The organism is Pseudomonas kielensis, assembly GCF_030505375.1.
Lineage (GTDB): Bacteria > Pseudomonadota > Gammaproteobacteria > Pseudomonadales > Pseudomonadaceae > Aquipseudomonas > Aquipseudomonas kielensis.
The window spans coordinates 2,714,143-2,736,933 of the sequence record NZ_CP130043.1 but is presented as its reverse complement, the minus strand read 5'-3'; the positions used below and the strand labels follow the sequence as shown (position 1 = coordinate 2,736,933).

The 22,791-nt window shown below is 62.7% G+C and carries 18 protein-coding genes; 8 read left to right on the top strand and 10 right to left on the bottom strand.

All coding sequences use genetic code 11. The annotated features are described in order from the left end of the window. Positions 1-91: 91 nt before the first annotated feature. The 8 genes from Q1W70_RS12645 to bioB all read right to left on the bottom strand — a co-directional run bounded on the left by Q1W70_RS12645 (position 92) and on the right by bioB (position 10,140). Entirely contained in the window at positions 92-1,888 is a 1,797-nt protein-coding gene (locus tag Q1W70_RS12645) for an acyl-CoA dehydrogenase C-terminal domain-containing protein (RefSeq protein ID WP_302098856.1), read from the bottom strand. Positions 1,889-1,978: 90 nt separating this feature from the next. Next, entirely contained in the window at positions 1,979-3,268 is a 1,290-nt protein-coding gene (locus Q1W70_RS12640; RefSeq protein WP_166591265.1) for a GGDEF domain-containing protein, read from the bottom strand. A gap of 210 nt (positions 3,269-3,478) precedes the next feature. Next, positions 3,479-5,284, bottom strand: a complete 1,806-nt coding sequence (locus Q1W70_RS12635) for a phenylacyl-CoA dehydrogenase (RefSeq protein ID WP_166591264.1) — start codon at positions 5,282-5,284, stop codon at positions 3,479-3,481. A 272-nt stretch (positions 5,285-5,556) separates the two neighbouring features. After that, positions 5,557-6,237, bottom strand: coding sequence for a dethiobiotin synthase (gene bioD / locus Q1W70_RS12630; protein WP_182342649.1), 681 nt, complete (start codon positions 6,235-6,237; stop codon positions 5,557-5,559). Next, positions 6,234-7,046, bottom strand: coding sequence for a malonyl-ACP O-methyltransferase BioC (gene bioC, locus Q1W70_RS12625; RefSeq protein ID WP_302098855.1), 813 nt, complete (start codon positions 7,044-7,046; stop codon positions 6,234-6,236). Before bioC ends, bioD begins: the two co-directional genes overlap by 4 nt. Then, the gene (locus Q1W70_RS12620; RefSeq protein WP_166591261.1) at positions 7,039-7,770 is read right to left on the bottom strand and encodes an alpha/beta fold hydrolase; all 732 of its coding nucleotides are present in this window, start codon (positions 7,768-7,770) and stop codon (positions 7,039-7,041) included. Before Q1W70_RS12620 ends, bioC begins: the two co-directional genes overlap by 8 nt. Then, on the bottom strand, positions 7,763-8,941 hold the full coding sequence (gene bioF / locus Q1W70_RS12615; RefSeq protein WP_166591260.1) for an 8-amino-7-oxononanoate synthase: 1,179 nt from the start codon (positions 8,939-8,941) through the stop codon (positions 7,763-7,765). Before bioF ends, Q1W70_RS12620 begins: the two co-directional genes overlap by 8 nt. Positions 8,942-9,084: 143 nt before the next feature. Continuing rightward, complete coding sequence (gene bioB, locus Q1W70_RS12610) at positions 9,085-10,140, bottom strand: biotin synthase BioB (protein WP_302098854.1); 1,056 nt, start codon at positions 10,138-10,140, stop codon at positions 9,085-9,087. 97 nt (positions 10,141-10,237) lie between these two features. On the opposite strand from bioB, the gene Q1W70_RS12605 reads away from it, so the two are divergent. The 5 genes from Q1W70_RS12605 to rarD all read left to right on the top strand — a co-directional run bounded on the left by Q1W70_RS12605 (position 10,238) and on the right by rarD (position 15,925). Next, entirely contained in the window at positions 10,238-10,978 is a 741-nt protein-coding gene (locus tag Q1W70_RS12605; protein ID WP_302098853.1) for a ComF family protein, read from the top strand. Positions 10,979-11,036: 58 nt separating this feature from the next. Then, positions 11,037-11,801 carry a TOBE domain-containing protein gene (locus Q1W70_RS12600; RefSeq protein ID WP_166591257.1) on the top strand — a complete coding sequence of 255 codons (765 nt, stop codon included), beginning with the start codon at positions 11,037-11,039 and terminating at the stop codon, positions 11,799-11,801. A gap of 73 nt (positions 11,802-11,874) precedes the next feature. Next, positions 11,875-13,776 carry a PhoX family protein gene (locus Q1W70_RS12595; RefSeq protein WP_166591256.1) on the top strand — a complete coding sequence of 634 codons (1,902 nt, stop codon included), beginning with the start codon at positions 11,875-11,877 and terminating at the stop codon, positions 13,774-13,776. Between the two features lie 146 nt (positions 13,777-13,922). Then, the gene (locus Q1W70_RS12590) at positions 13,923-14,897 is read left to right on the top strand and encodes a serine/threonine protein kinase (RefSeq protein ID WP_166591255.1); all 975 of its coding nucleotides are present in this window, start codon (positions 13,923-13,925) and stop codon (positions 14,895-14,897) included. Between the two features lie 140 nt (positions 14,898-15,037). Then, positions 15,038-15,925 carry an EamA family transporter RarD gene (rarD, locus tag Q1W70_RS12585; RefSeq protein ID WP_182342661.1) on the top strand — a complete coding sequence of 296 codons (888 nt, stop codon included), beginning with the start codon at positions 15,038-15,040 and terminating at the stop codon, positions 15,923-15,925. Positions 15,926-16,147: 222 nt separating this feature from the next. Here the strand turns inward: rarD and Q1W70_RS12580 are convergent, their stop codons facing one another. Then, positions 16,148-16,666 carry a glycine cleavage system transcriptional repressor gene (locus Q1W70_RS12580; protein ID WP_166591253.1) on the bottom strand — a complete coding sequence of 173 codons (519 nt, stop codon included), beginning with the start codon at positions 16,664-16,666 and terminating at the stop codon, positions 16,148-16,150. Positions 16,667-17,165: 499 nt separating this feature from the next. On the opposite strand from Q1W70_RS12580, the gene Q1W70_RS12575 reads away from it, so the two are divergent. Further along, entirely contained in the window at positions 17,166-19,343 is a 2,178-nt protein-coding gene (locus Q1W70_RS12575) for a malate synthase G (protein ID WP_182342665.1), read from the top strand. 77 nt (positions 19,344-19,420) lie between these two features. On the opposite strand, the gene Q1W70_RS12570 is transcribed toward Q1W70_RS12575, so the two are convergent. Next, positions 19,421-19,867, bottom strand: coding sequence for a response regulator (locus Q1W70_RS12570; RefSeq protein WP_182342668.1), 447 nt, complete (start codon positions 19,865-19,867; stop codon positions 19,421-19,423). Between the two features lie 251 nt (positions 19,868-20,118). Here Q1W70_RS12570 and Q1W70_RS12565 point away from each other — a divergent pair, with 251 nt between their 5' ends. Together Q1W70_RS12565 and Q1W70_RS12560 are read left to right on the top strand one after the other, a co-directional pair. Further along, positions 20,119-22,059 (top strand): putative nucleotidyltransferase substrate binding domain-containing protein, encoded by a 1,941-nt coding sequence (locus tag Q1W70_RS12565; RefSeq protein WP_166591250.1) that lies wholly within the window; start codon positions 20,119-20,121, stop codon positions 22,057-22,059. Further along, positions 22,056-22,763 (top strand): 3'-5' exonuclease, encoded by a 708-nt coding sequence (locus tag Q1W70_RS12560; RefSeq protein ID WP_182342671.1) that lies wholly within the window; start codon positions 22,056-22,058, stop codon positions 22,761-22,763. The genes Q1W70_RS12565 and Q1W70_RS12560 overlap by 4 nt, the downstream gene beginning before the upstream one ends. Positions 22,764-22,791: the final 28 nt, after the last annotated feature.

Genomic DNA, 22,791 nt, shown 5'->3' with positions numbered 1-22,791 from the left:
TTTTTAGTCACTAAAGACCATCGCGGGCCATTCTCGCCCCTCCTCCCCCAGAGGTGCAGGGCTTGCCCACGACGGGCTTAAACCACCACCGTCAAAGCGCAAACAGCCCTGCGGGCAGCTTCATCAGGCAATCACTGCCTGCCTGCACCGCTGCCCGGTGGGCCGCCGTGCGCGGCAGCAGACGCTTGAAGTAGAACTCGCAGGTGGCCAATTTGCCCTCACAGTAGTCGGCATCACCACTGCCCGCCTCCCGCTGTGCCTGAGCCACCAGCGCCATGCGCAGCCACAGGTAGGCGTGGATGATGTAACCGCTGTACATCAGGTAATCCAGCGCTGCGGCCCCCACTTCGTCAGGGTTCTTCAGCGCCGCCATGCCAACCTGGGTGGTCAGCTCACCCCACTGCTGATTGAGCCCGTCGAGCTGCGCTACATAGGTTTTGAGCTGTGGATGCTGGGCGTTGGCCTTACAGAACGTATGGACGATTTTGGTGAAACCACGCAGCAACTGGCCCTGGCTGCCCAGCACCTTGCGCCCCAGCAGGTCCAGCGCCTGGATGCCGTTCGTGCCCTCATAAATGGGCGCAATGCGGCAGTCACGCACCAACTGCTCCATGCCCCACTCGCGGATATAGCCGTGGCCACCCAACACCTGCATCCCGTGGTTGGTCACTTCCAGGCCGGTTTCGGTCATGAACGCCTTGCAGATCGGCGTCAGGAACGCCAACAGGTTCTCGGCGTCCTGGCGTTGGCCGGCGTCACTGGACAAGTGCGCAACATCGAGCAATTGGGCGGTGAAGTAAGTCAGCGCCCGGTTGCCTTCGTTGAAGGCTTTCATGGTCAGCAACATGCGCCGCACATCGGGGTGGACGATGATCGGGTCGGCGACTTTGTCCGGGGCCTTGGGCCCGGTCAGCGCGCGCATCTGCAGGCGATCGTTGGCGTACTTGATCGCCCCCTGGAAACTCGCCTCCCCCAGGCACAAGCCCTGCATCCCGGTGCCGAGCCGAGCGTGGTTCTTCATGGTGAACATGCAGTTCAGGCCTTTGTTCGCCTCACCGATCAGGTAGCCCGTGGCGCCGTCGAAGTTCAGCACGCAGGTGGCTGAAGCCTTGATGCCCATCTTGTGCTCGATCGACCCACAGCTGACCCCATTGCGCTCGCCCGCTTCGCCTTGGGCGTCGGGCAGGAACTTGGGCACGATGAACAGCGAGATGCCCTTGGTCCCGGCTGGCGCATCCGGCAGCTTGGCCAGCACCAGGTGGATGATGTTGTCACTCAGGTCGTGCTCACCGGCGGAGATGAAGATCTTGCTGCCGGTGACCGCGTAACTGCCGTCGGCCTGGGGCACCGCACGGGTCTTGATGATCCCCAGGTCAGTGCCGCAATGGGCCTCGGTCAGGCACATGGTGCCGGTCCACTGGCCGGCCGTGAGTTTGCTCAGGTAGGTCTTTTTCTGCGGCTCGGTGCCGTGGGCGTGAATCGCCGACATCGCACCGTGGGTCAGGCCCGGGTACATACCCCAGGAAGTGTTGCTGGAACCGACCATCTCGCTGATCACCAGCCCCAAGGAACTCGGCAGCCCCTGCCCGCCATACGCCGGATCCGCCGCCAGCCCATGCCAGCCACCCTCGACGTACTGGGCGAACGCCTGCTTGAAGCCCTTGGGGGTGGTGACCACGCCATTGTCGAAATGGCAGCCTTCTTCGTCGCCGCTGCGGTTCAGCGGGGCCAGGACGTTTTCGCAGAAGCGGGCGCCCTCTTCGAGGATCGCATTGACCATGTCCGGACTGGCATCGGCGGCCCCGAGCGCGGCGTAATTGGCATGGAAGTCAAACACGTGGTCGATCAGAAAGCGCATGTCGCGCAGGGGGGCTTTGTACTCAGGCATGGTCATTGCTCCGTCAGCAGATCCTTGTAACCTACTGCCGCGCGCCACCCCGGACAATCACCGTGCAGGCGCTGAATGCGCCATCATCACTCAATCCGTTGCACCCTCCATACGCACCGCGCCACGGCGGCTCTGCCCGAACGCCATCACGCAGTTTCGCCCGGCCCCCTTGGCGCTGTAGAGCGCCTGGTCGGCGCTTTTCAACACCTCTTCCGGCGTGCGCTGCTCCAGGCGCTCGGCGACCCCAATGCTCACCGTGACCGCCACACTGCAGGCACTGGCCCCGGAGCGGCGCTGCCGACCTTGTTGATCGTCCAGGGGGCGACTGTCCTGATTGCGCAACTGAATGTTGTAGCTGGCAATCGCTTCGCGGATCTCCTCCAGGTGCGGCAAACACTCTTCAAGGCTCCTGGCCGCGAACACCAGGGCAAACTCTTCGCCGCCATAGCGGTAGGCACGGCCACCGCCACCGATCTTCGACAGCTTGCTGGCCACCAGGCGCAACACCTGGTCGCCGACGTCATGGCCATGGGTGTCGTTGAATTTCTTGAAGTGATCGACGTCGCTCATGGCCAGCACGTAATTGCGTCCCAGCCGTTGCAAGCGCTCGTTCAGCGCACGACGCCCAGGCAAGCCGGTCAACTCATCGCGAAACGCCATCTGGTAGGCCTCGTGTGCCACTGCGGCGGCGATCATCAACATCACCTGGCTGCACATGATGTTCAGGGTAAACGGCAGGATGAACGTCTTGGGCAACATCCAGAACAGACCGAGCAGGCCCACCAGTTGGGCGGCGTGCAAAGGCCGGGGGTGGCGCCAGTACTGATAGGCCAGTAACACAAAGGCCGCGAGGAACAGCGGGTACGCCAGCTGGATCAAGCTCATCCAGGCACCATGCAGCGCCGGCCAACGGATTTCCGCCAGCCAGGCCTGCACGGCCTGGGGATAACTTTGCTCGAGGGCCAGGGCCACACTGCCCACGGCCAGCAGGACGGCGAACCGCGCGACCAGGTCCTGAAACAGGTGGGTCCGCTCCTGCCACGCGGCGAATGTCCCGTACAACACCGGCAACAGCAGGCAGCAGAGATGGAAGACCACCGCAGCGTCTTCCCGCACCCCGCCAAAGTCACGGTAGTAGTCGGTTTGGGTGTCGAGCAGAAAGTAGGCGATGTACACCGTGACCATCAGGAACAACTCACGCTGACGTCGATAAACCGCGCAGTACGCACCGCCGAGCAGCAGCACCAGGGTCGGCAGGACGTTGAACAACGAGGTGAAAAACACGTTGAGTTCCCTGACGTAAGCCACCGCGAGGCCTGCCAGCAGCAACAGCAACGACGGCAGGAAGTGACTCAAACGTACAGCAGAGGAACGCGACAAGGGTAAAGCTCCGGCCCGGCAAATTGATTGATGGCATTATGCCTTCATGCTGGCACGACAGTGCATGAAATGCACGGTCTACCGCTCTTTAACGGCTGCCACCTCGAACGGTTGAGGGCTCCTGGCCGGGGGGTTGTATCGCTTTATTACGGGCAAAAAAAACCGCCGCACCCGAAGGTGCAGCGGTTTGTTGAAGGACGTGCCCGAGGCTTAGTAGCCCAGTGCGAAGTCTTCTTCTTTCATGTCCATCAGGTTGTTGGCACCCGACAGCATGGTTGCAACGTGGGTACGGGTACGCGGCAGGATGCGCTGGAAGTAGAAACGCGCCGTCTGCAACTTGGCGGTGTAGAACGCCTCTTCGGTGGTGCCGGCCGCCAGTTTTTCCGCGGCCAGGCGCGCCATGTCAGCCCAGAAGTAAGCCAGGCAGGCGTAACCGGAGTACATCAGGTAATCCACGGAAGCCGCGCCCACTTCTTCGCGGTCTTTCATCGCGGCCATGCCGACCTTCATGGTCAATTCGCCCCACTCTTTGTTCAGTGCTGCCAGCGGTGCCACGAACTCCTGGACCGCTTCGTTGCCTTCGTTGGTCTGGCAGAACTTGTGCACGATCTTGGTGAAGCCTTTCAGAGCCTCGCCTTGGGTCATCAGCACTTTACGGCCCAGCAGGTCGAGCGCCTGGATGCCGGTGGTGCCTTCGTACAGCATGGAAATCCGGCTGTCGCGAACGTTCTGCTCCATGCCCCACTCGGCGATGAAGCCGTGGCCGCCATAGATCTGCACGCCGTGGTTGGCCGATTCAAAACCGACTTCCGTCATGAAGGCTTTGGCGATTGGAGTCATGAAGGCCAGCAGTGCGTCGGCTTTCTTCTTCTCTTCTTCATCCACGCCGTACTTGACGATATCGACCTGCTTGGCGGTGAAGTAGACCATCGCACGGTTGCCTTCGGCGAACGCCTTCATAGTCAACAGCATGCGACGTACATCTGGGTGCACGATGATCGGGTCAGCGGCCTTTTCCGGGGCTTTCGGCCCGGTCAGGGAGCGCATTTGCAGACGATCGCGAGCGTATTTCAAGCCACCCTGGAAGCCGATTTCGGCGTGGGCCAGGCCTTGCAGGGCGGTGCCCAGACGTGCGGTGTTCATGAAGGTGAACATGCAGTTCAGGCCTTTGTTCGCCGGGCCGATCAGGAAACCGGTGGCCTCGTCGAAGTTCATCACGCAGGTGGCGTTGCCGTGGATACCCATCTTGTGTTCCAGGGAACCACAGGTCACGGCGTTGCGTGCACCGATGCTGCCATCGGCGTTGGGCATGAACTTTGGAACGATGAACAGGGAAATGCCTTTGGTGCCAGCCGGTGCATCCGGCAGGCGGGCCAGTACGATGTGGACGATGTTATCGGCCATGTCGTGTTCACCGGCCGAGATGAAGATCTTGGTCCCGGAAACCTTGTACGAACCGTCGGCCTGTGGCTCGGCCTTGGTGCGCAGCATGCCCAGGTCGGTGCCGCAATGCGGTTCGGTCAGGCACATGGTGCCGGTCCATTCGCCGGAAACCAGCTTGGTCAGGTAAGCCTCTTGCTGCTCTGGCGTGCCGTGCTCGGAGATGGTGTTCATCGCGCCGTGCGACAGGCCCGGGTACATGCCCCACGACCAGTTGGACTCGCCAACCATTTCGCTGACTGCCAGACCCAGAGACTCCGGCAGGCCTTGGCCGCCGTGCTCGACGTCGTGCGCCAGGCTTGGCCAGCCGCCTTCAACGAATTGTTTGTAGGCTTCCTTGAAGCCCGTCGGCGTCTTAACGCCGGACTCGCTCCAGGTGCAGCCTTCGGTGTCACCCACGCGGTTCAGCGGAGCCAGCACCTGCTCACAAAACTTGGCGCCTTCCTCGAGAATGGCGTTAACCATGTCCGGGGTAGCGTCCTGGCAAGCCGGAAGGCTCTGATAGTGCGCTTCGTAGCCGAGCAGTTCGTCACGAACGAAGCGAATATCACGCAAGGGGGCCTTGTAGTCAGGCATAGCGATAAACCTCTGCTGATGTAACCGGGAATGAACGACCGCGATGATTTGTTGTGACGGTCAAACAGTTGTTTGAAACATACGTTTACGCTGAAATCTTGTCAAGCGTCGATCCTTCGCCGTTCGTCAACGTCTTCTGAATGACGCGCACGCCAAGACGCACGGCCGATGCACAACGCATCACCGTGTGTCACAAAGATTAGTTGAAGGCGCCGCAATAGCCCGGCCCGGCAGCGTATCCATCACGCTGCCGGCCCGAGATCGAGTGCGAGCTAGTCGAGCAGGTCCAGCTGCAGGTGTTCGGCCACCGCTTCGGCGGTGACCACCTTGAGTTTCGGTACCCGTCCCAGACAAGGCGCGGGCAGTCGTTCGGCCAGGGTGGCGAGGTTTTCCTCCAGGCGCGAGGTTTTGGGTTCGATGATATTCGCCACCCATCCGGCCAGTTGCAGTCCGTCGCGGGCAATCGCTTCGGCGGTCAGCAAGGCGTGATTGATGCACCCCAGGCGCACCCCGACCACCAGGATCACCGGCAGGTCCAGGGCCATGGCCAGGTCCGACAGATTGTCCTGGTCGGCCAGCGGCACTCGCCAGCCACCGGCGCCCTCGATCAAGGTGAAGTCCGCCTGTTTATCGAGGATATGGCGCATCGGCGCCAGCAACGACTGGACCGTCAGCGCAATACCGGCCTCCCGCGCCGCCAGGTGGGGGGCGATGGCCGGCTCGAACGCCTGCGGATTGACCTCGGCGTAGGTCAGCGGCAGCGAACATTGCGCCAGTAACGCCAGTGCGTCGGCATTGCGCAGGCCCTTGGGTGTCACGTCGCATCCGGAAGCCACAGGCTTGCCGGCCGCCGTGCTCAAACCGGCCAACCGTGCGGCGTGCAACAAGCCGGCGGCTACGGTGGTCTTGCCGACATCGGTATCGGTGCCCGTGATGAAATACGCTGCGCTCATCGAGGTTTCTCCAATACGGCGTAGACCACCTGATACGTGGCCGGCAGCCCTTGCGCCTGACGAAACTGCTCATAGGCTGCGATCAAACCAGTGATGCGCGCCCGACCGGTCAGCCCACCTGGCCGACCCGGATTCAGATTATGCGCGCCCAGCGCTTTAAGTTCATGGGTCAAGCTGCGCACATCCGGATAATGCAGCACGTGGGCACACTGCTGCAGGTCCAGCACGTTCAAGCCGCTGGCCGCACACAACTGCTGATAACGGCTGAACTCACGGAACCGATTGACGTGCACCTGGCCGTCGACCTGCCGCCAACTGTCGCGCAACTCATACAACGTGCCGACGCACAGGCTGGCAAACGCCAACACGCCTCCCGGCTTGAGCACCCGATAGGCTTCACTGAGCACCGCGGCAAAATCGGCGCACCACTGCACCGCCAGACTGGAAAACACCAGGTCGCAACTGGCGTCCTGCAAGGGCAGGCGTTCGGCGTCCCCGGCAATGAAATGCTGCGCGCCCCCCAAGGGCCGGGCGTGCTCGAGCATGCCTTCGGCAATGTCCAACGCCACTCCGGCGCCTGCCGGAAACGTCGCCCCCAATGCTCGGCTGAAATACCCGGTGCCGCAGCCCACGTCCAGCCAAACAGCGGGGACAAAATCTTCCGGTAGCCGACGCAGCAACGCACTCCCCACGTCGCGCTGCAACTCGGCCACGCTGTCGTAACTGGCCGCCGCGCGGGAAAAGGACGCCGCCACCTGGCGCTTGTCGGGCAAACCGCCGGGCAGGTTGGGAACAGACAAATCAGTCATCACCGCACTCGTGCAAAAAGGCCTGGATCGCCCCCGCCACTCCGTGGGGGTCTTCCAGAAGAAATGCATGACTGGCCTGTTCAATCAGGCCAATTTCCACATCGGGTAGCAGGCTCAACAACTCGCCCGCAGCTTCGGCCGGCACCAACCCATCGAGGCCGGCGAACAGGTGCAACTGCGGCCCGCGAAAAGCCTGCAAGGCCTTGCGGGTGTCCAGTTGGGCGAGCAGTTCCAGGCCACTCATCAGCACCGCTGGCGCCGTATGGGGGGCACCGCCCAACAACAGCCGCGACAGGCCGCGCGGGTCTTCGGCGCCCTGGGCACAGAGCAGGCTGAAGCGCTTGAGAGTGGTGCGTGGGTCGGCGCTGCACCCGGCCTGAAACCCATCGAACGTCTGCGCCGGCATGGCGCTGGACCACTCGGCATGGGCGACAAACGATGGATTGCTCGCCAGCGTCAGCAGGCCACAGCAGCGCTCGCCACGGCGTGCGGCCAGCTCTGCGGCAAGCATCCCGCCCAGTGACCAGCCGCCCAGCCAGGCGTCTTGCGGCACACTGGCGTCGAGCTCTTCGAGCCATTCATCAAGGTCGCTGGAATCCAGCTCCGGCAAGGGCTCGATCTCCACCCGCAGGTGTTCGTCGAGCCCTTGCAACGCGGCCGCCAACGGCTCCAGTGGAGAAATACCCAGGCCCCAGCCCGGCAACAGAATCAGACGATCACGCATGGTTCGCCGCCGCTCCCAGTTGCTGCACACAATCGGCCAGCCCCTCTAACAATAGCTGCACCTGTGCTTCGCTGTGGGCGGCGGTCAGAGTCACGCGCAACCGGGCGCTGCCGGCCGGTACGGTGGGTGGGCGAATCGCTGTGACCATCAATCCGCGCTCACGCAGCATCTGCGAAAACCGCAGCGCCCGCCCGGCATCGCCGATCATGATCGGCTGGATCGGCGTGGCGCTGTCCATCAGTTCCAGGCCAATCTGCTCGGCGCCCTGGCGGAACTGGCGGATCAGCACCTGCAAGTGCTCACGTCGCCAATGCTCGCTGCGCAGCAACTCCAGACTCTTGAGGGTCGCGCAGGCCAGCGCCGGAGGCTGGCTGGTGGTGTAGATGTAAGGACGAGCGAACTGGATCAGGCTTTCGATCAACGCTTCACTGCCAGCCACAAAAGCACCGGCCGTCCCGAAGGCCTTGCCGAGGGTGCCGACCAGAACCGGCACATCCTCCTGGCTCAGGCCGAAATGCTCGACGACCCCACCGCCATTGGCACCCAGCGGACCAAAGCCGTGGGCGTCATCGACCATCAGCCAGGCGCCCCTGGCTTTGGTTTCCCGAGCCAGGGCCGGCAGATCGGCGATGTCGCCGTCCATGCTGAACACGCCATCGGTGACCACCAGGGTATTGCCGGTGGCTTTCTCCAGGCGCTTGGCCAGGCTCACGGAATCGTTGTGCAGGTAGCGATTGAAACGCGCGCCCGACAACAGCCCGGCATCCAGCAACGACGCGTGGTTGAGGCGGTCTTCGAGCACCGTGTCGCCCTGCCCGACCAGCGCGGTTACCGCGCCGAGGTTGGCCATGTAACCGGTGGTGAACAGCAACGCACGCGGGCGCCCGGTCAGATCGGCCAAGGCCTCTTCGAGGGCGTGATGAGGTGTGCTGTGACCGATCACCAGGTGCGAAGCGCCACCACCGACGCCCCAGCGGGTCGCCCCGGCGCGCCAGGCTTCGATCACCTGTGGGTGATTGGCCAGGCCCAGGTAATCGTTGTTGCAGAACGCCAGCAACGGCTGGCCATCAACCACCACTTCCGGGCCCTGGGGGCTTTCGAGCAGCGGGCGCTGGCGATAAAGATTTTCGGCACGACGGGCCGCAAGACGCGCGGCGAGATCGAAAGACATGCAGACCTCGATTAGCGCTCAACCCTGTGGGAGCTGGCTTGCCTGCGATGACGGCGGCACATTCAGCATCAATGTGCCTGACAGACCGCTATCGCAGGCAAGCCAGCTCCCACACTGGACCGCACTTCGACAAGAGATATGGCTTAAACAGCCGCGTTGTAGAACTGCTCGCTGCTTTTCTGTTCTACCAGCGCCTGCTCGATCGCCGCCTGGTGCACTTCATCGGCATGCTCTTCACGGGCCTCCGGCAAGATGCCCAGGCGCGCGAACAACTGCATGTCCTTGTCCGCCTGCGGGTTGGCGGTGGTCAGCAATTTGTCGCCGTAGAAAATCGAGTTGGCACCGGCGAAGAAGGCCAGGGACTGCATCTGCTCGTTCATGGCCTCACGGCCGGCCGACAGGCGCACATGGGATTGGGGCATCAGGATGCGCGCAACGGCCAGCATGCGAATGAAATCGAACGGGTCGATGTCTTCGGCGTTCTCCAGCGGCGTGCCCGCCACTTTCACCAGCATGTTGATCGGCACCGACTCCGGGTGCTCTGGCAGGTTGGCCAGTTGGATCAACAGATTGGCGCGGTCGTCCAGCGACTCGCCCATGCCCAGGATTCCGCCCGAGCAGATCTTCATCCCCGAGTCACGCACATAGGCCAGGGTCTGCAGGCGCTCGCTGTAGGTGCGGGTGGTGATGATGCTGGTGTAGAAATCCGGTGAGGTGTCGAGGTTATGGTTGTAGTAGTCCAGGCCTGCCTGCGCCAGGGCCGCGGTCTGGTCCTGGTCGAGCCGACCCAGGGTCATGCAGGTTTCCAGGCCCATGGCCTTGACGCCTTTGACCATCTCCAGCACGTAGGGCATGTCTTTGGCCGAAGGGTGTTTCCACGCCGCGCCCATGCAGAAACGGGTCGAACCGATGGCCTTGGCGCGAGCGGCCTCTTCCAGGACCTGCTGCACTTGCATCAGTTTTTCTTTTTCCAGGCCGGTGTTGTAGTGACCGGACTGCGGGCAATATTTGCAATCTTCCGGGCAAGCACCGGTCTTGATCGACAGCAGGGTCGAGACCTGAACGCGGTTGGCATCGAAATGCGCACGGTGCACCGTCTGCGCCTGGAACAACAGGTCGTTGAAAGGCTGAACGAACAGCGCTTTAACTTCGGCCAAAGACCAATCGTGACGCAATTTGGCGGTGATGCTGGCGCTCATCGGCTCATTTCCTTTCTTATGCTTTGACACGTACCCCGGGAAAAACCGAATCCCCACAGGTACAACACGGATGTTTCAGCATATTTAAGGAAGACTCATGCACTGTCAACCACAGTACGACGGACCGGTTTACATCTGGTTAAAAAACACACAGCGCTGTTTACTCTGCAACGAACCCGCCGACACCCCGCAGCCCCTTTGCCAGCCCTGTGAAGCCGAACTGCCCTGGCTGGTCGAGCATTGCACGGTCTGCGCACTGCCCCTGGCCCTCAGCGGCCTGGTCTGCGGCCAGTGCTTGAGCGCCCCTCCAGCTTTCGAACAGGTAATCGCGCCCTGGTCCTACAGCTTCCCGGTCGACAGTTTGATCACCCGATTCAAACACTCGGCCAACTGGCCTTATGGCCGCCTGTTGGGCGAACCTCTCGGGCAATTCGTGCAGCATCGCTTCGATGAAGGATTGCCGCGCCCCGCCGCGCTGGTGCCGGTCCCCCTGGCGCGGCAAAGGCTGCGCGCGCGAGGCTTTAATCAGGCGGCGATGCTGGCCAACTGGCTCAGCGCCAGCTTGCAGATACCCAGCGAGGAACACCTGCTCCAACGCATCCACGACACCACCGCGCAGCAGGACCTCAGCGCCAGGGCGCGCCGGCAGAACCTGCGCAACGCCTTCGCGCTGACCCCGCAAGCAACGATCGAAGGCCGGCATCTGGCCCTGGTCGACGACGTGCTGACCACCGGCGCCACCGCCCAGAGCCTGGCACGCTTGTTGATCGACGCGGGCGCCAGCCGGGTCGATGTCTATTGCCTGGCGCGCACCGCAAAACCCGGCGCAGCGGCTTGACTCTGACGCGCCGAGCCGCCAACGTCCGACCCCATCACCCGCACTCGCAGCGCAGAACATGTCCTTGCCTACCTTGTTGTCTCAACACATCGTCCGTCGCCCGCAACGCATTGCCCTGCTGCAGCACATTGCCGAACAGGGCTCGATCACCCGCGCCGCAAAAAGCGCCGGGCTGAGTTACAAGGCCGCGTGGGATGCCATCGATGAACTCAACAACCTGGCACAAAAGCCCCTGGTGGAGCGCAGTGTCGGCGGCAAGGGGGGCGGTGGCGCGCGACTGTCCAGCGAGGGCGAGCGAGTGCTGCGCCTCTACCTGCGCTTGCAGGCCTTGCAGGCGCAAGTGCTGGAGGCCGCCGAAGATGCCAGCGACCTCGACCTGCTCGGCCGCCTGATGCTGCGCACCAGCGCCCGCAACCAGTTGCATGGCACCGTCGCCAGCATCCAGGCCCAGGGACGCAATGACCAGATCGCCCTGACCCTGGCGGGCGGCTTGACCCTGCACGCGCAAATCACCCACGACAGCACCCAGCACCTGGACCTGCAAATCGGCACCGAAGTGGTCGCGCTGATCAAGGCCGGCTGGCTGGAACTGCTGGCGCCCGAACACGCGCCTACGCCTGGCTACAACGCCCTGAGCGGTACGATCGAGCAGATCCTCGATGCCGAAGACGGCCCCAGTGAAGTGCGAATCGTCCTGCCCAACGCTCAGACCTTGTGTGCCCTCGCCGAGCCCTTGCACCTCAACAGCAACAGCCTGCTGATTGGCAAACCGGTGCTGGTGCAGTTCTCCCCCGCCAACGTGCTGCTCGGCACACCGCGCTGAACCGCTGAGCACTGCAATATTTGTGTCATCAACGCCCCTTATGGTGACTGCCAAAACCAGCAGGGAGCCTGATGTGAGCCTATTAGAAGAAAACCAAGCCACCGACCTCGAACAAATCGTCGGCCTCAGCCGTCGCGGTTTTATCAGTGCCGGTGCGCTGTGCGGGGCCGCGATGTTCCTCGGCGGCAACCTGTTGAGCCGCAGCGTGCTGGCCGCCAGTGTCAGTGCCGGCAACAGCAAACTGCTGGGCTTTGCCAGCATCGCCGCCGCCACCAGCGACACCCTCACCCTGCCGGCGGGCTACACCTCCTCGGTATTGATCAGCTGGGGCCAGCCCCTGCACAAAGACGGCCCGGCCTTTGACCCCAGTGGCCACGGCACCGCCCTGCAACAGGAAGCCCAGTTCGGCGACAACAACGATGGCATGAGCCTGTTCGCGTTCCCGGACGACGACAACCGCGCCCTGATGGCCATCAACAACGAATACACCAACTACCGCTACCTCTACCCCCACGGCGGCATGCCGCAGTCGGCCGAAGAGGTCCACAAGGCCCTGGCCTGCGAAGGCGTATCGGTCATTGAAGTGCAGCGCCAGGACGGCCAATGGCACTTCGTCCAGGGCTCGCGCTACAACCGCCGCATCCACGGCAACGCGCCGATTCGTGTCGGTGGCCCGGCCGCCGGCCACGCCTTGTTGCAGACCAGCGCCGACCCCAAGGGGATGAATGTGCTCGGCACGTTCCAGAACTGCGCCAACGGCAAGACGCCCTGGGGCACCTACCTGACCTGCGAAGAGAACTTCACCGACTGCTTTGGCAGCAGCAACGCCGAACAGAAGTTCGACGCCGCGCAAAAACGCTACGGCGTGGTGGCGGCCAGCAAAGAGATCAACTGGCACCCCCACGACCCGCGTTTTGACCTGGCGAAAAACCCCAACGAGCTCAATCGCCACGGCTGGGTCGTGGAAATCGATCCGTTCGACCCCCAGTCGACTCCGGTCAAACGCACCGCCCTGGGCCGTTTCAAGCACGAAAACGCAGCCCTGGCCGAAACCCATGACGGGCGCGCCGTGGTGTACATGGGCGACGACGAGCGCGGCGAGTTCATCTACAAGTTCATCAGCCGCGACAAGATCGACCATCAGAACCCCAAGGCCAACCGCGACCTGCTGGACCATGGCACCTTGTACGTCGCCCGCTTTGATGCCGGCGACAGCAACCCCGATCACCCCAAGGGCCAGGGCCAGTGGGTCGAACTGAGCCACGGCAAGAACGGCATCGATGCCAGCAGCGGCTTCGCCGATCAGGCCGAGGTGCTGATTCACGCGCGCCTGGCGGCCAGCGTGGTCGGCGCAACGCGCATGGACCGCCCGGAGTGGATTGTGGTCAGTCCCCGCGACGGCCAGGTCTATTGCACCCTCACCAACAACGTCAAGCGCGGGGAAGAGGGGCAGCCGGCGGGCGGACCGAACCCGCGGGAGAAGAACGTCTACGGGCAGATCCTGCGCTGGCGCACCGGGGGCGACGACCATGCCTCGCCGACATTCGCCTGGGACCTGTTCGTGGTCGCCGGCAACCCGGCGCTGCACGCCGGCACGGCCAAGGCCGGCTCGTCGAACATCACCCCGCAGAACATGTTCAACAGCCCAGATGGCCTGGGCTTCGACCAGGCCGGTCGCCTGTGGATCCTCACCGACGGCGACTCCAGCAACGCTGGGGACTTTGCCGGCATGGGCAACAACCAGATGCTTTGCGCCGACCCTGAAACCGGGGAAATCCGCCGCTTCATGGTCGGCCCGGTGGGCTGCGAGGTCACCGGCATCAGCTTCTCGCCCGACCAGAAGACCCTGTTCGTCGGCATTCAGCACCCCGGCGAGAACGGCGGCTCGACCTTCCCCGAGCACCTGCCCAACGGCAAGCCGCGCTCCTCGGTAATGGCCATCCGCCGGGAAGACGGCGGGATCGTCGGCGCCTGACCCGGCACCTTCGCGAGTCGGCTCGTTTGCACAGCCCCATGTGCGAGCCGGCTCGCGATACCATCCGCACAGCCCCCACCTATCTGCGTCCGTCTGCGCTACCATGCTTGGCCGGACGCGGCAGCCTGCTGCGCGCAGGAGTCAGCATGTCTCACCCGTTTGAAACACTTACCCCCGATCTGGTGCTCGATGCCGTTGAAAGCATCGGCTTTCTCAGCGACGCCCGCGTCCTGGCACTCAACAGCTACGAAAACCGCGTGTATCAGGTCGGTATCGACGACAGCGAACCCCTGATCGCCAAGTTCTATCGCCCGCAGCGCTGGACCAACGAAGCCATTCTCGAAGAACACCGCTTCACCTTCGAGCTGGCCGAGTGTGAAGTGCCGGTGGTGGCGCCGCTGATTCACAATGGCGAAAGCCTGTTCGAACACGCCGGCTTTCGTTTCGCCCTGTTCCCGCGCCGTGGCGGCCGTGCCCCGGAGCCGGGCAATCTCGACCAGCTCTACCGACTGGGCCAGTTGCTCGGGCGTTTGCACGCGGTGGGCTCGACCCGCCCGTTCGAGCACCGCGAAGCACTGGGGGTGAAGAATTTCGGCCATGACTCGCTGAACACCCTGCTCGAAGGCAATTTCGTACCACGCAGCTTGCTGCCCGCCTACGAGTCAGTGGCACGCGATCTGCTCAAGCGTGTGGAAGAGGTGTACGCCAGCACGCCACACAAGAACATCCGCATGCACGGCGACTGCCACCCCGGCAACATGATGTGCCGCGACGAGATGTTCCATATCGTCGACCTCGACGACTGTCGCATGGGCCCGGCAGTGCAGGACCTGTGGATGATGCTTGCCGGCGATCGCCAGGAATGCCTCAGCCAGTTGTCGGAACTGATGGACGGCTACCGCGAGTTCCACGACTTCGACCCGCGAGAACTGGCCCTGATCGAGCCGCTGCGCGCCCTGCGCCTGATGCACTACAGCGCCTGGCTGGCCCGCCGCTGGGACGACCCGGCATTCCCGCGCAGCTTCCCTTGGTTCGGCACGGAGCGGTACTGGGGCGACCAGGTGCTGGCGTTGCGTGAGCAACTGGCAGCGCTCAACGAAGAGCCTCTGAAGCTCTTCTGACCCAGACAAATCCCCCCTGTAGGAGCGAGCGCTCCTACAGAGACCGATGTTCACAAATGACCTACCTATTCAGTCAGGGCATTCGCAGACAAATCTCCTTACAATCCACTCTTTGTTAGTTGCCTAAGCAAGGATTCTGCATGCAAGCCGCCAACCCGCGTCGCGGTTACATCCTGGGCCTGAGTGCCTACATCATCTGGGGCTTGTTCCCGCTCTACTTCAAGGCCATCGCCAGCGTACCCGCCGTGGAAATCATCATCCACCGGGTGCTGTGGTCGGCGTTGTTCGGCGCGTTGCTGCTGATGGTCTGGAAACACCCGGGCTGGTGGCGCGAACTGCGGGAGAACCCACGCCGCCTGGCGATCCTGGCCCTGAGCGGGACGCTGATCGCCGCCAACTGGCTGACCTACGTCTGGTCGGTGAACAACGGGCGCATGCTCGAAGCCAGCCTCGGTTACTACATCAACCCGCTCGTGAACGTGCTGCTGGGCATGCTGCTGCTCGGTGAGCGCCTGCGTCGCATGCAGTGGCTGGCCGTTGGCCTGGCGGCCGTGGGGGTGGCGCAGCAGGTCTGGCAAGTCGGCAGCCTACCCTGGGTGTCGCTGGTGCTGGCTTTGACCTTTGGCTTCTACGGCCTGATCCGCAAGCAGGCGCCGGTCAAGGCCCTGCCCGGGCTGGTGGTGGAAACCTGGATGCTGGTGCCGATTGCCGTCGCCTGGCTGCTCTTCAACCCGACCGCGAGCAGCGCTCAAGCCGAATTCTGGACCACCTCCGAGGCCTGGTGGCTGGTGGCGGCCGGTCCGGTGACACTGGTGCCGCTGGTCTGCTTCAACGCCGCAGCCCGGCACCTGCCCTACACCACCCTGGGCTTCCTGCAGTACCTGGCGCCCACCCTGGTGCTGTTGCAGGCAGTGCTGCTGTTTGGCGAACACCTGTCCTCCAGCACCCTGGTCGCCTTCATGTTTATCTGGGCCGGGCTGGCGGTCTACAGCGTCGACGCCTGGATCAGTCTGCGTCGGCGCAACTGATCAAAAAACGCACAACCAACTGCAGGCCACGAGGTGCGTGGCCTGCAGCCATCCTTCCCAAGGTTATCCACAACCTGATCCCCGCCGTTTGTGCACAAGCCCTTGAAACTGCTGGTTTTTTGATCAACACCTGAAAAGCCACGGCCCGCCTGGGCTGCAGCTCTGTCTCTACAGGTTATCCACAGGCAGGTGCAGGTTTTTCTTGGATAACCCGGCTTGCGCCTACGGATCGCTGCGCAACACCAACTCCACCATCAGGTCATCGGCCAGGGTTTCCAGGCGCGACTGCAGCACGTCCAGCGACAGGGTCAAGGGCACCGCCAGAATCGCTTCGGCGTGGAACAGCGGTTCACTGCTCATGGGCGCTGGCCGCACCTCGGTCACCAACCGCTCCAGGTTGACCCCCTGCTCACTGAGCAGGCGGGTAATGTCCCGGACAATGCCCGGACGATCGTTGCCTACCAGCTCCATGGCAATCGGCTTCCAGGTGCAGGACTGTTCGATCCCGCTCTCGGCAATCAATACCCGAATCCCTTGGCTGGCCAACGCCTGCAGCGCATCCACCAGTTCGTCGTAGGCCTCGGCCGGCACCCCCACCCGCAGGATCCCGGCAAATTGCCCGGCCATCCGCGACATCCGGCTTTCCAGCCAGTTGCCGCCATGTTCGGCGATACATTGGGCAATGCGCTCGACCTGACCGGGTTTATCCGGGGCGAATACCGTGAGTACGAGGTGGTCCATGGCGCAGCCCTCTTGTCATGACTCTTGTTCTGGAAAGGCAAGTATAGGCAAGGGTTCAAGGGGCGGGTCCGGCACCTTCGCAGGCCAGCCCCACGCGAACGGCCGCACCACCACAATCCGGCAAAACCACAAATCGTGTACAAGTTCTTATATTTAGCTGGAACAATCTCATGGTTTTTTGAGAACATCCCGTGCCCCGACGTGACTGCAATGCGTCATGGGGTCGCAGAACGACGTAATTAGTCTAATTTTCACAACCGCAATTCATCATGTAGTATGCCGCAGCGCGCACTACATAACGTTGGATCGATGTCTGCCGCAGGCACAATCGCAACCCTGAAAGCCCCGTCAGCAAGGCCTCCAAGCCGTTGATTGGTCCCACCCAGCCGCCCTTCATGGCATGTACTGGTAGGGCGGTTTGTGGTTTAAATGGCCAGTGGCTTCATTGTCATAATTGAAGAGCTGAAAAGCGAAATAGCTGAGCAGAGTGAGGCAAGCAATGACTGAACACGTTCAAGTCGGTGGCCTGCAGGTCGCCAAAGTCCTGTTCGACTTCGTGAACAACGAAGCCATTCCCGGTACCGGCCTCACCGCCGATAAGTTCTGGGCCGGTGCCGACAAGGTCATTCACGACCTGGCCCCGAAGAACAAAGCCCTACTCGCCAAACGCGATGACTTCCAGGCGCGTATCGACGCCTGGCACCAGTCCCGTGCCGGTCAAGCACACGATGCTGTGGCCTACAAAGCCTTCCTGCAAGACATCGGTTATCTGCTGCCAGAAGCGGCTGATTTCCAGGCGACGACGCAAAACGTCGACGAAGAAATCGCCCGTATGGCCGGCCCGCAACTGGTGGTGCCGGTGATGAACGCCCGTTTCGCCCTGAACGCCTCGAACGCTCGCTGGGGCTCGTTGTACGACGCGCTCTATGGCACTGACGCCATCAGCGAAGCCGATGGCGCGCAGAAAGGCAAAGGCTACAACAAGGTCCGCGGCGACAAGGTCATCGCCTTCGCCCGCGCCTTCCTCGACGAAGCCGCACCGCTGGCCGCCGGCTCCCATGTCGACTCCAGCCACTACGCGATTGTTGCCGGCAAGCTGGTCGTCAGCCTCAAGGGCGGCAGCAACACGGGCCTGCGCAACGACGCGCAACTGATCGGCTTCCACGGCGACGCCGCGGCACCGACCGCGGTGTTGCTCAAGCACAACGGCCTGCACTTCGAAATCCAGATCGACGCCAGCACCCCGGTCGGCCAGACCGACGCAGCCGGTGTCAAAGACGTACTGATGGAAGCGGCGCTGACCACCATCATGGACTGCGAAGACTCGGTCGCCGCCGTCGATGCCGATGACAAGGTCGTGATCTACCGTAACTGGCTCGGCCTGATGAAGGGCGACCTGTCGGAAGAAGTGAGCAAGGGTGGCCAGAGCTTTACCCGCACCATGAACGCCGACCGTACCTACACCGCGCCTGACGGCAGCGAACTGAGCCTGCACGGCCGCTCCCTGCTGTTCGTGCGTAACGTCGGCCACCTGATGACCATCGACGCGATCCTCGACAAGGACGGCAACGAAGTCCCGGAAGGCATCCTCGACGGCCTGGTGACCAACCTGGCGGCGATCCACAGCCTCAACGGCAACACCCGCCGCAAAAACAGCCGCACCGGCTCGGTCTACATCGTCAAACCGAAAATGCACGGCCCTGAAGAAGCGGCGTTCACCAACGAGCTGTTCGGGCGCATCGAAGACGTCCTCGAGCTGCCACGCAACACCCTCAAAGTCGGGATCATGGACGAAGAGCGGCGCACCACCATCAACCTCAAGGCGTGCATCAAGGCCGCCAGCGAGCGCGTGGTGTTCATCAACACCGGCTTCCTCGACCGCACTGGCGATGAAATCCACACCTCCATGGAAGCCGGCCCGATGGTCCGCAAGGCCGACATGAAGGCCGAGAAATGGATCGGCGCCTACGAAAACTGGAACGTCGACATCGGTCTGAGCACCGGCCTGCAAGGCCGTGCGCAAATCGGTAAAGGCATGTGGGCCATGCCCGACCTGATGGCCGCCATGCTCGAGCAGAAAATCGCTCACCCTCTGGCCGGTGCCAACACCGCCTGGGTGCCGTCGCCGACGGCTGCCGCCCTGCACGCCCTGCACTACCACAAGGTCGACGTGTTCGCCCGCCAGGCCGAACTGGCCAAGCGCACCCGCGCCTCGGTGGACGACATCCTGACCATCCCGCTGGCGGTGAACCCGCAGTGGAGCGCCGAGCAGATCAAGAACGAACTGGACAACAACGCCCAGGGCATCCTCGGTTATGTGGTGCGCTGGATTGACCAGGGTGTGGGTTGTTCGAAGGTACCGGACATCAATGACGTCGGCCTGATGGAAGACCGTGCGACGCTGCGTATCTCCAGCCAGCACATCGCCAACTGGCTGCGCCATGGCATCGTCACCGAGAGTCAAGTGATGGAAAGCCTCAAGCGCATGGCGCCGGTGGTTGACCGCCAGAACGCCAACGACCCGCTGTACCGTCCACTGGCACCGAACTTCGACAGCAACATCGCCTTCCAGGCGGCGGTCGAACTGGTGATCGAAGGCACCCAGCAGCCGAACGGCTACACCGAGCCGGTCCTGCACCGTCGCCGGCGCGAATTCAAGGCTGCCAATGGCCTGTAAGTAAGCGCTGACGCCGGACAAAAAAAGGCCCTGATCGACAGATCAGGGCCTTTTTTCATGGCGCCGGGAGTGACGGATTACAGGGACATGCCCAGCTCATGCCTGACCAACTCCAGCAATTTGCCGGTATCGATTGGCTTGAGCAGGAAGTCCACCACGCTCATGTGCATGGCCGCAATCGCGTCCTTCACATCGGCCTCGCCGGAGACAATGATGATCGGCAGTTCGGCCCGGACCGACTCACGCACCTGGCGAATCAGGTCCAGGCCATCGACATGGCCCATGCGCAGGTCGGTGATCACCAGGCCGATCGAGGGGGTTGTCTCCAACAGCTTCAGCGCGCTTTCGCCGCTGGCGGCGGTCATGCAGCGAATGCCGGCAAGGGCCAGGAACTGCTTGAGCAGTTCGCGGGCATCCTGATCATCATCGACAATCAGTACCCGCTGGGGCGGTAAATCCGGCTCAAGCAAGATTGCACTCAGCGCTTCACGCTCGGCATCGCTCAAAATATCGTGGTCGGACATAGGTCACTCAACAGGTTCAGATCATTCCCCTAGCACACTTATCTGACATCGCTAAGCAGAGCTTAAATGTGCGCTTCGTCGGATAGTTTTCCAAGAGGGTCGAGTAAAGGTTTTAGGTACCCAGGGCGTAGGACCTCTCCGGTTTTTTCTCTCGAGGTCCAGCGACCTAGACTTACGTCCAATGGGCACCCCGTGCGTAGGGGCCGACCATGCAGATACCCCACAACAATAAATCGAAAAAGACTGCGGTCATGGTTATGAGTAAAACGGACGCCTTCACCCAGGCTGGGAAAACGGCGGTGTTGCAAAACATCCAGGGCACCTTGCAGTTCCTGCAGCGCTTCCCGCCGTTCAACCAGATGGAACACGCGCACCTGGCGTTCCTGGTGGAGCAGTGCCAACTGCGTTTCTATGCGCCTGGCGAAAGCATCATCAAGCCGGCCGACGGTCCGGTTGAGCACTTCTACATCGTCAAGCAGGGCCGGGTGGTGGGTGAGCGTCCGCACACCGCCAAGGGCGGCACCGAAACCACCTTCGAAATCACCACCGGCGAGTGTTTTCCCCTCGCCGCGCTGCTCGGTGAGCGAGCGACCCGCACCGAACACCTGGCGGGCGAAGATACCTTTTGCCTGCAGTTGAACAAGCTGGCGTTCATCAAGTTGTTCGCCCTCTCCAGCACCTTTCGCGACTTCGCCCTGCGCGGTGTCAGCAGCCTGCTGGACCAGGTCAACCAGCAGGTCCAGCAAAAGGCCGTGGAAACCCTCGGCACCCAATACTCACTCAACACCCGCCTCGGCGAACTGGCGATGCGCCACCCCGTGACCTGCGGCCCGACCACACCCCTGCGCGAAGCCGTGACCCTGATGCATGAGCAACAGGTCGGCAGCATCGTGATCGTCGATGAACACAAGGCCCCACTGGGAATTTTCACCCTGCGCGATTTGCGCCACGTGGTGGCCGACGGCACTCGCGACTTCGACCAACCCATTGCCCAGCACATGACCCAGGCGCCGTTTTACCTGAGCCCCGACCACAGCGCATTCGACGCCGCCATCGCCATGACCGAGCGGCACATCGCCCACGTCTGCCTGGTCAAGGACCAACGCCTGTGCGGCGTGGTCTCCGAGCGCGATCTGTTTTCGCTGCAGCGGGTCGACCTGGTGCACCTGGCTCGCACCATCCGTAACGCGCCACGGGTCGACAACCTGGTGGCCATTCGCGGTGAGATTGGCCAACTGGTCGAACGCATGCTCGCCCATGGTGCCTCTTCGACCCAGATCACCCAGATCATCACCCTGCTCAACGACCACACCGTGTGCCGGGTGATCGAGCTGACGCTGGCGGAAAAAGGCGACCCCGGTATCCCCTTCAGCTGGTTGTGCTTCGGCAGTGAAGGCCGCCGCGAGCAAACCCTGCACACCGACCAGGACAACGGCCTGCTGTTCGAGGCGCGCGACGCCGCCCATGCCGCCGAGATCCGTGGCCGGCTCCTGCCCATCGCCCAACAGATCAACCAAAGCCTGGCGCTCTGCGGCTTCACCCTGTGCAAGGGCAACATCATGGCCGGCAATCCCGAGCTGTGCCTGTCCCGAGCCGAGTGGGCCAGGCGTTTCGCCGCCTTCATCCGCGAAGCCACCCCCGAGAACCTGCTGGGCTCGAGCATCTACTTTGACCTGCGGGTGGTCTGGGGCGACGAGCAGGGGTGTGCGCAACTGCGCCGGGCCATCCTCGACCAGGTCGCCGACAATCGTCTGTTCCAGCGCATGCTGGCCGAGAATGCCTTGCGCCAGCGACCGCCGGTGGGACGTTTGCGCGAGTTCGTGCTGAGCAAAAAGAACGGCGAAAAAGCCACCCTCGACCTCAAGGTGCAAGGCCTGACGCCCTTCGTCGACGGCGCGCGCCTGTTGGCCCTGGCCAACGGCATTGAAACCAACAACACCCTGGAACGTTTCCGTGAGCTGGTGGCCAAGGACGTCATCGAGCCCCTGGACGGCGCGGCCTACGAAGAGGCCTATCACTTCATCCAGCAAACCCGCATGCAGCAACATCAGCGCCAGAGCCGCGAGAACCTGCCCTACTCCAACCGCGTCGACCCCGACAGCCTCAATCACCTGGACCGGCGCATCCTGCGCGAATCCCTGCGCCAGGCCCAACGCCTGCAAAGCAGCCTCAGCCTGCGGTACCAGCTATGAGCCTGTTTTCCTGGCTGCGTGCGGCCACCCCGACCCTGACCCTCGAACAGCAACAACGCCTGGCAAAACTGCCCGAGGCACCGACGCTGAACGATTGCAGCCTGCGCGAGCAACGCTGGGTAGTGCTCGACCTGGAAACCACCGGCCTGAACCTGAACAAGGACCTGGTGCTGTCCATCGGCGCCGTGGTCATCGAAGACGGCGCGATCGATTTCAGCCAGCAGTTCGAGCGCACCCTGCAGCGCCACGCGCACAAACTGGGACCCAGCGTGTTACTGCATGGCCTGGGGCCGAGCGCGATCGCCGCCGGCAGCGATCCGGTGGACGCCCTGCTGGACTTCATGGAGTTTGTCGGCGACAGCCCGCTGCTGGCCTTCCATGCCCCCTTCGATCAACACATGCTGGGTCGCGCCTTGAAGGACAGCCTGGGGTATCGCTTGCAACATAAGTTTCTTGATGTTGCCGACATGGCGCCACTGCTCTGCCCGCAAGCGCACATCCGCGAAGCCGGCCTGGATGACTGGATCAACTGGTTTCAACTGCAGATCTACGAGCGCCACAACGCCAGCGCCGACGCCATGGCCACGGCCGAGCTGGCGTTGATCCTGTTCAGCCGGGCGCGGGCGCAACAGATTGACAGCCCGTCACAGCTGCAACAACGGCTGAGCCAGTGGAAGCGGCGCCAGCAAAAACACTCCTTTTAATTGCGCTTTCGGCACAATCGACCCGACC

Excerpts from the sequence above, each read along its gene's own strand:
- Q1W70_RS12645 (WP_302098856.1), bottom strand. The coding sequence starts at position 1,888 with ATGCCTGAGTACAAAGCCCCCCTGCGCGACATGCGCTTTCTGATCGAC.
- Q1W70_RS12635 (WP_166591264.1), bottom strand. The coding sequence starts at position 5,284 with ATGCCTGACTACAAGGCCCCCTTGCGTGATATTCGCTTCGTTCGTGAC.
- bioD (WP_182342649.1), bottom strand. The coding sequence starts at position 6,237 with ATGAGCGCAGCGTATTTCATCACGGGCACCGATACCGATGTCGGCAAG.
- bioC (WP_302098855.1), bottom strand. The coding sequence starts at position 7,046 with ATGACTGATTTGTCTGTTCCCAACCTGCCCGGCGGTTTGCCCGACAAG.
- Q1W70_RS12620 (WP_166591261.1), bottom strand. The coding sequence starts at position 7,770 with ATGCGTGATCGTCTGATTCTGTTGCCGGGCTGGGGCCTGGGTATTTCT.
- bioF (WP_166591260.1), bottom strand. The coding sequence starts at position 8,941 with ATGTCTTTCGATCTCGCCGCGCGTCTTGCGGCCCGTCGTGCCGAAAAT.
- bioB (WP_302098854.1), bottom strand. The coding sequence starts at position 10,140 with ATGAGCGCCAGCATCACCGCCAAATTGCGTCACGATTGGTCTTTGGCC.
- Q1W70_RS12605 (WP_302098853.1), top strand. The coding sequence starts at position 10,238 with ATGCACTGTCAACCACAGTACGACGGACCGGTTTACATCTGGTTAAAA.
- Q1W70_RS12600 (WP_166591257.1), top strand. The coding sequence starts at position 11,037 with ATGTCCTTGCCTACCTTGTTGTCTCAACACATCGTCCGTCGCCCGCAA.
- Q1W70_RS12590 (WP_166591255.1), top strand. The coding sequence starts at position 13,923 with ATGTCTCACCCGTTTGAAACACTTACCCCCGATCTGGTGCTCGATGCC.
- rarD (WP_182342661.1), top strand. The coding sequence starts at position 15,038 with ATGCAAGCCGCCAACCCGCGTCGCGGTTACATCCTGGGCCTGAGTGCC.
- Q1W70_RS12580 (WP_166591253.1), bottom strand. The coding sequence starts at position 16,666 with ATGGACCACCTCGTACTCACGGTATTCGCCCCGGATAAACCCGGTCAG.
- Q1W70_RS12575 (WP_182342665.1), top strand. The coding sequence starts at position 17,166 with ATGACTGAACACGTTCAAGTCGGTGGCCTGCAGGTCGCCAAAGTCCTG.
- Q1W70_RS12570 (WP_182342668.1), bottom strand. The coding sequence starts at position 19,867 with ATGTCCGACCACGATATTTTGAGCGATGCCGAGCGTGAAGCGCTGAGT.
- Q1W70_RS12565 (WP_166591250.1), top strand. The coding sequence starts at position 20,119 with ATGGTTATGAGTAAAACGGACGCCTTCACCCAGGCTGGGAAAACGGCG.
- Q1W70_RS12560 (WP_182342671.1), top strand. The coding sequence starts at position 22,056 with ATGAGCCTGTTTTCCTGGCTGCGTGCGGCCACCCCGACCCTGACCCTC.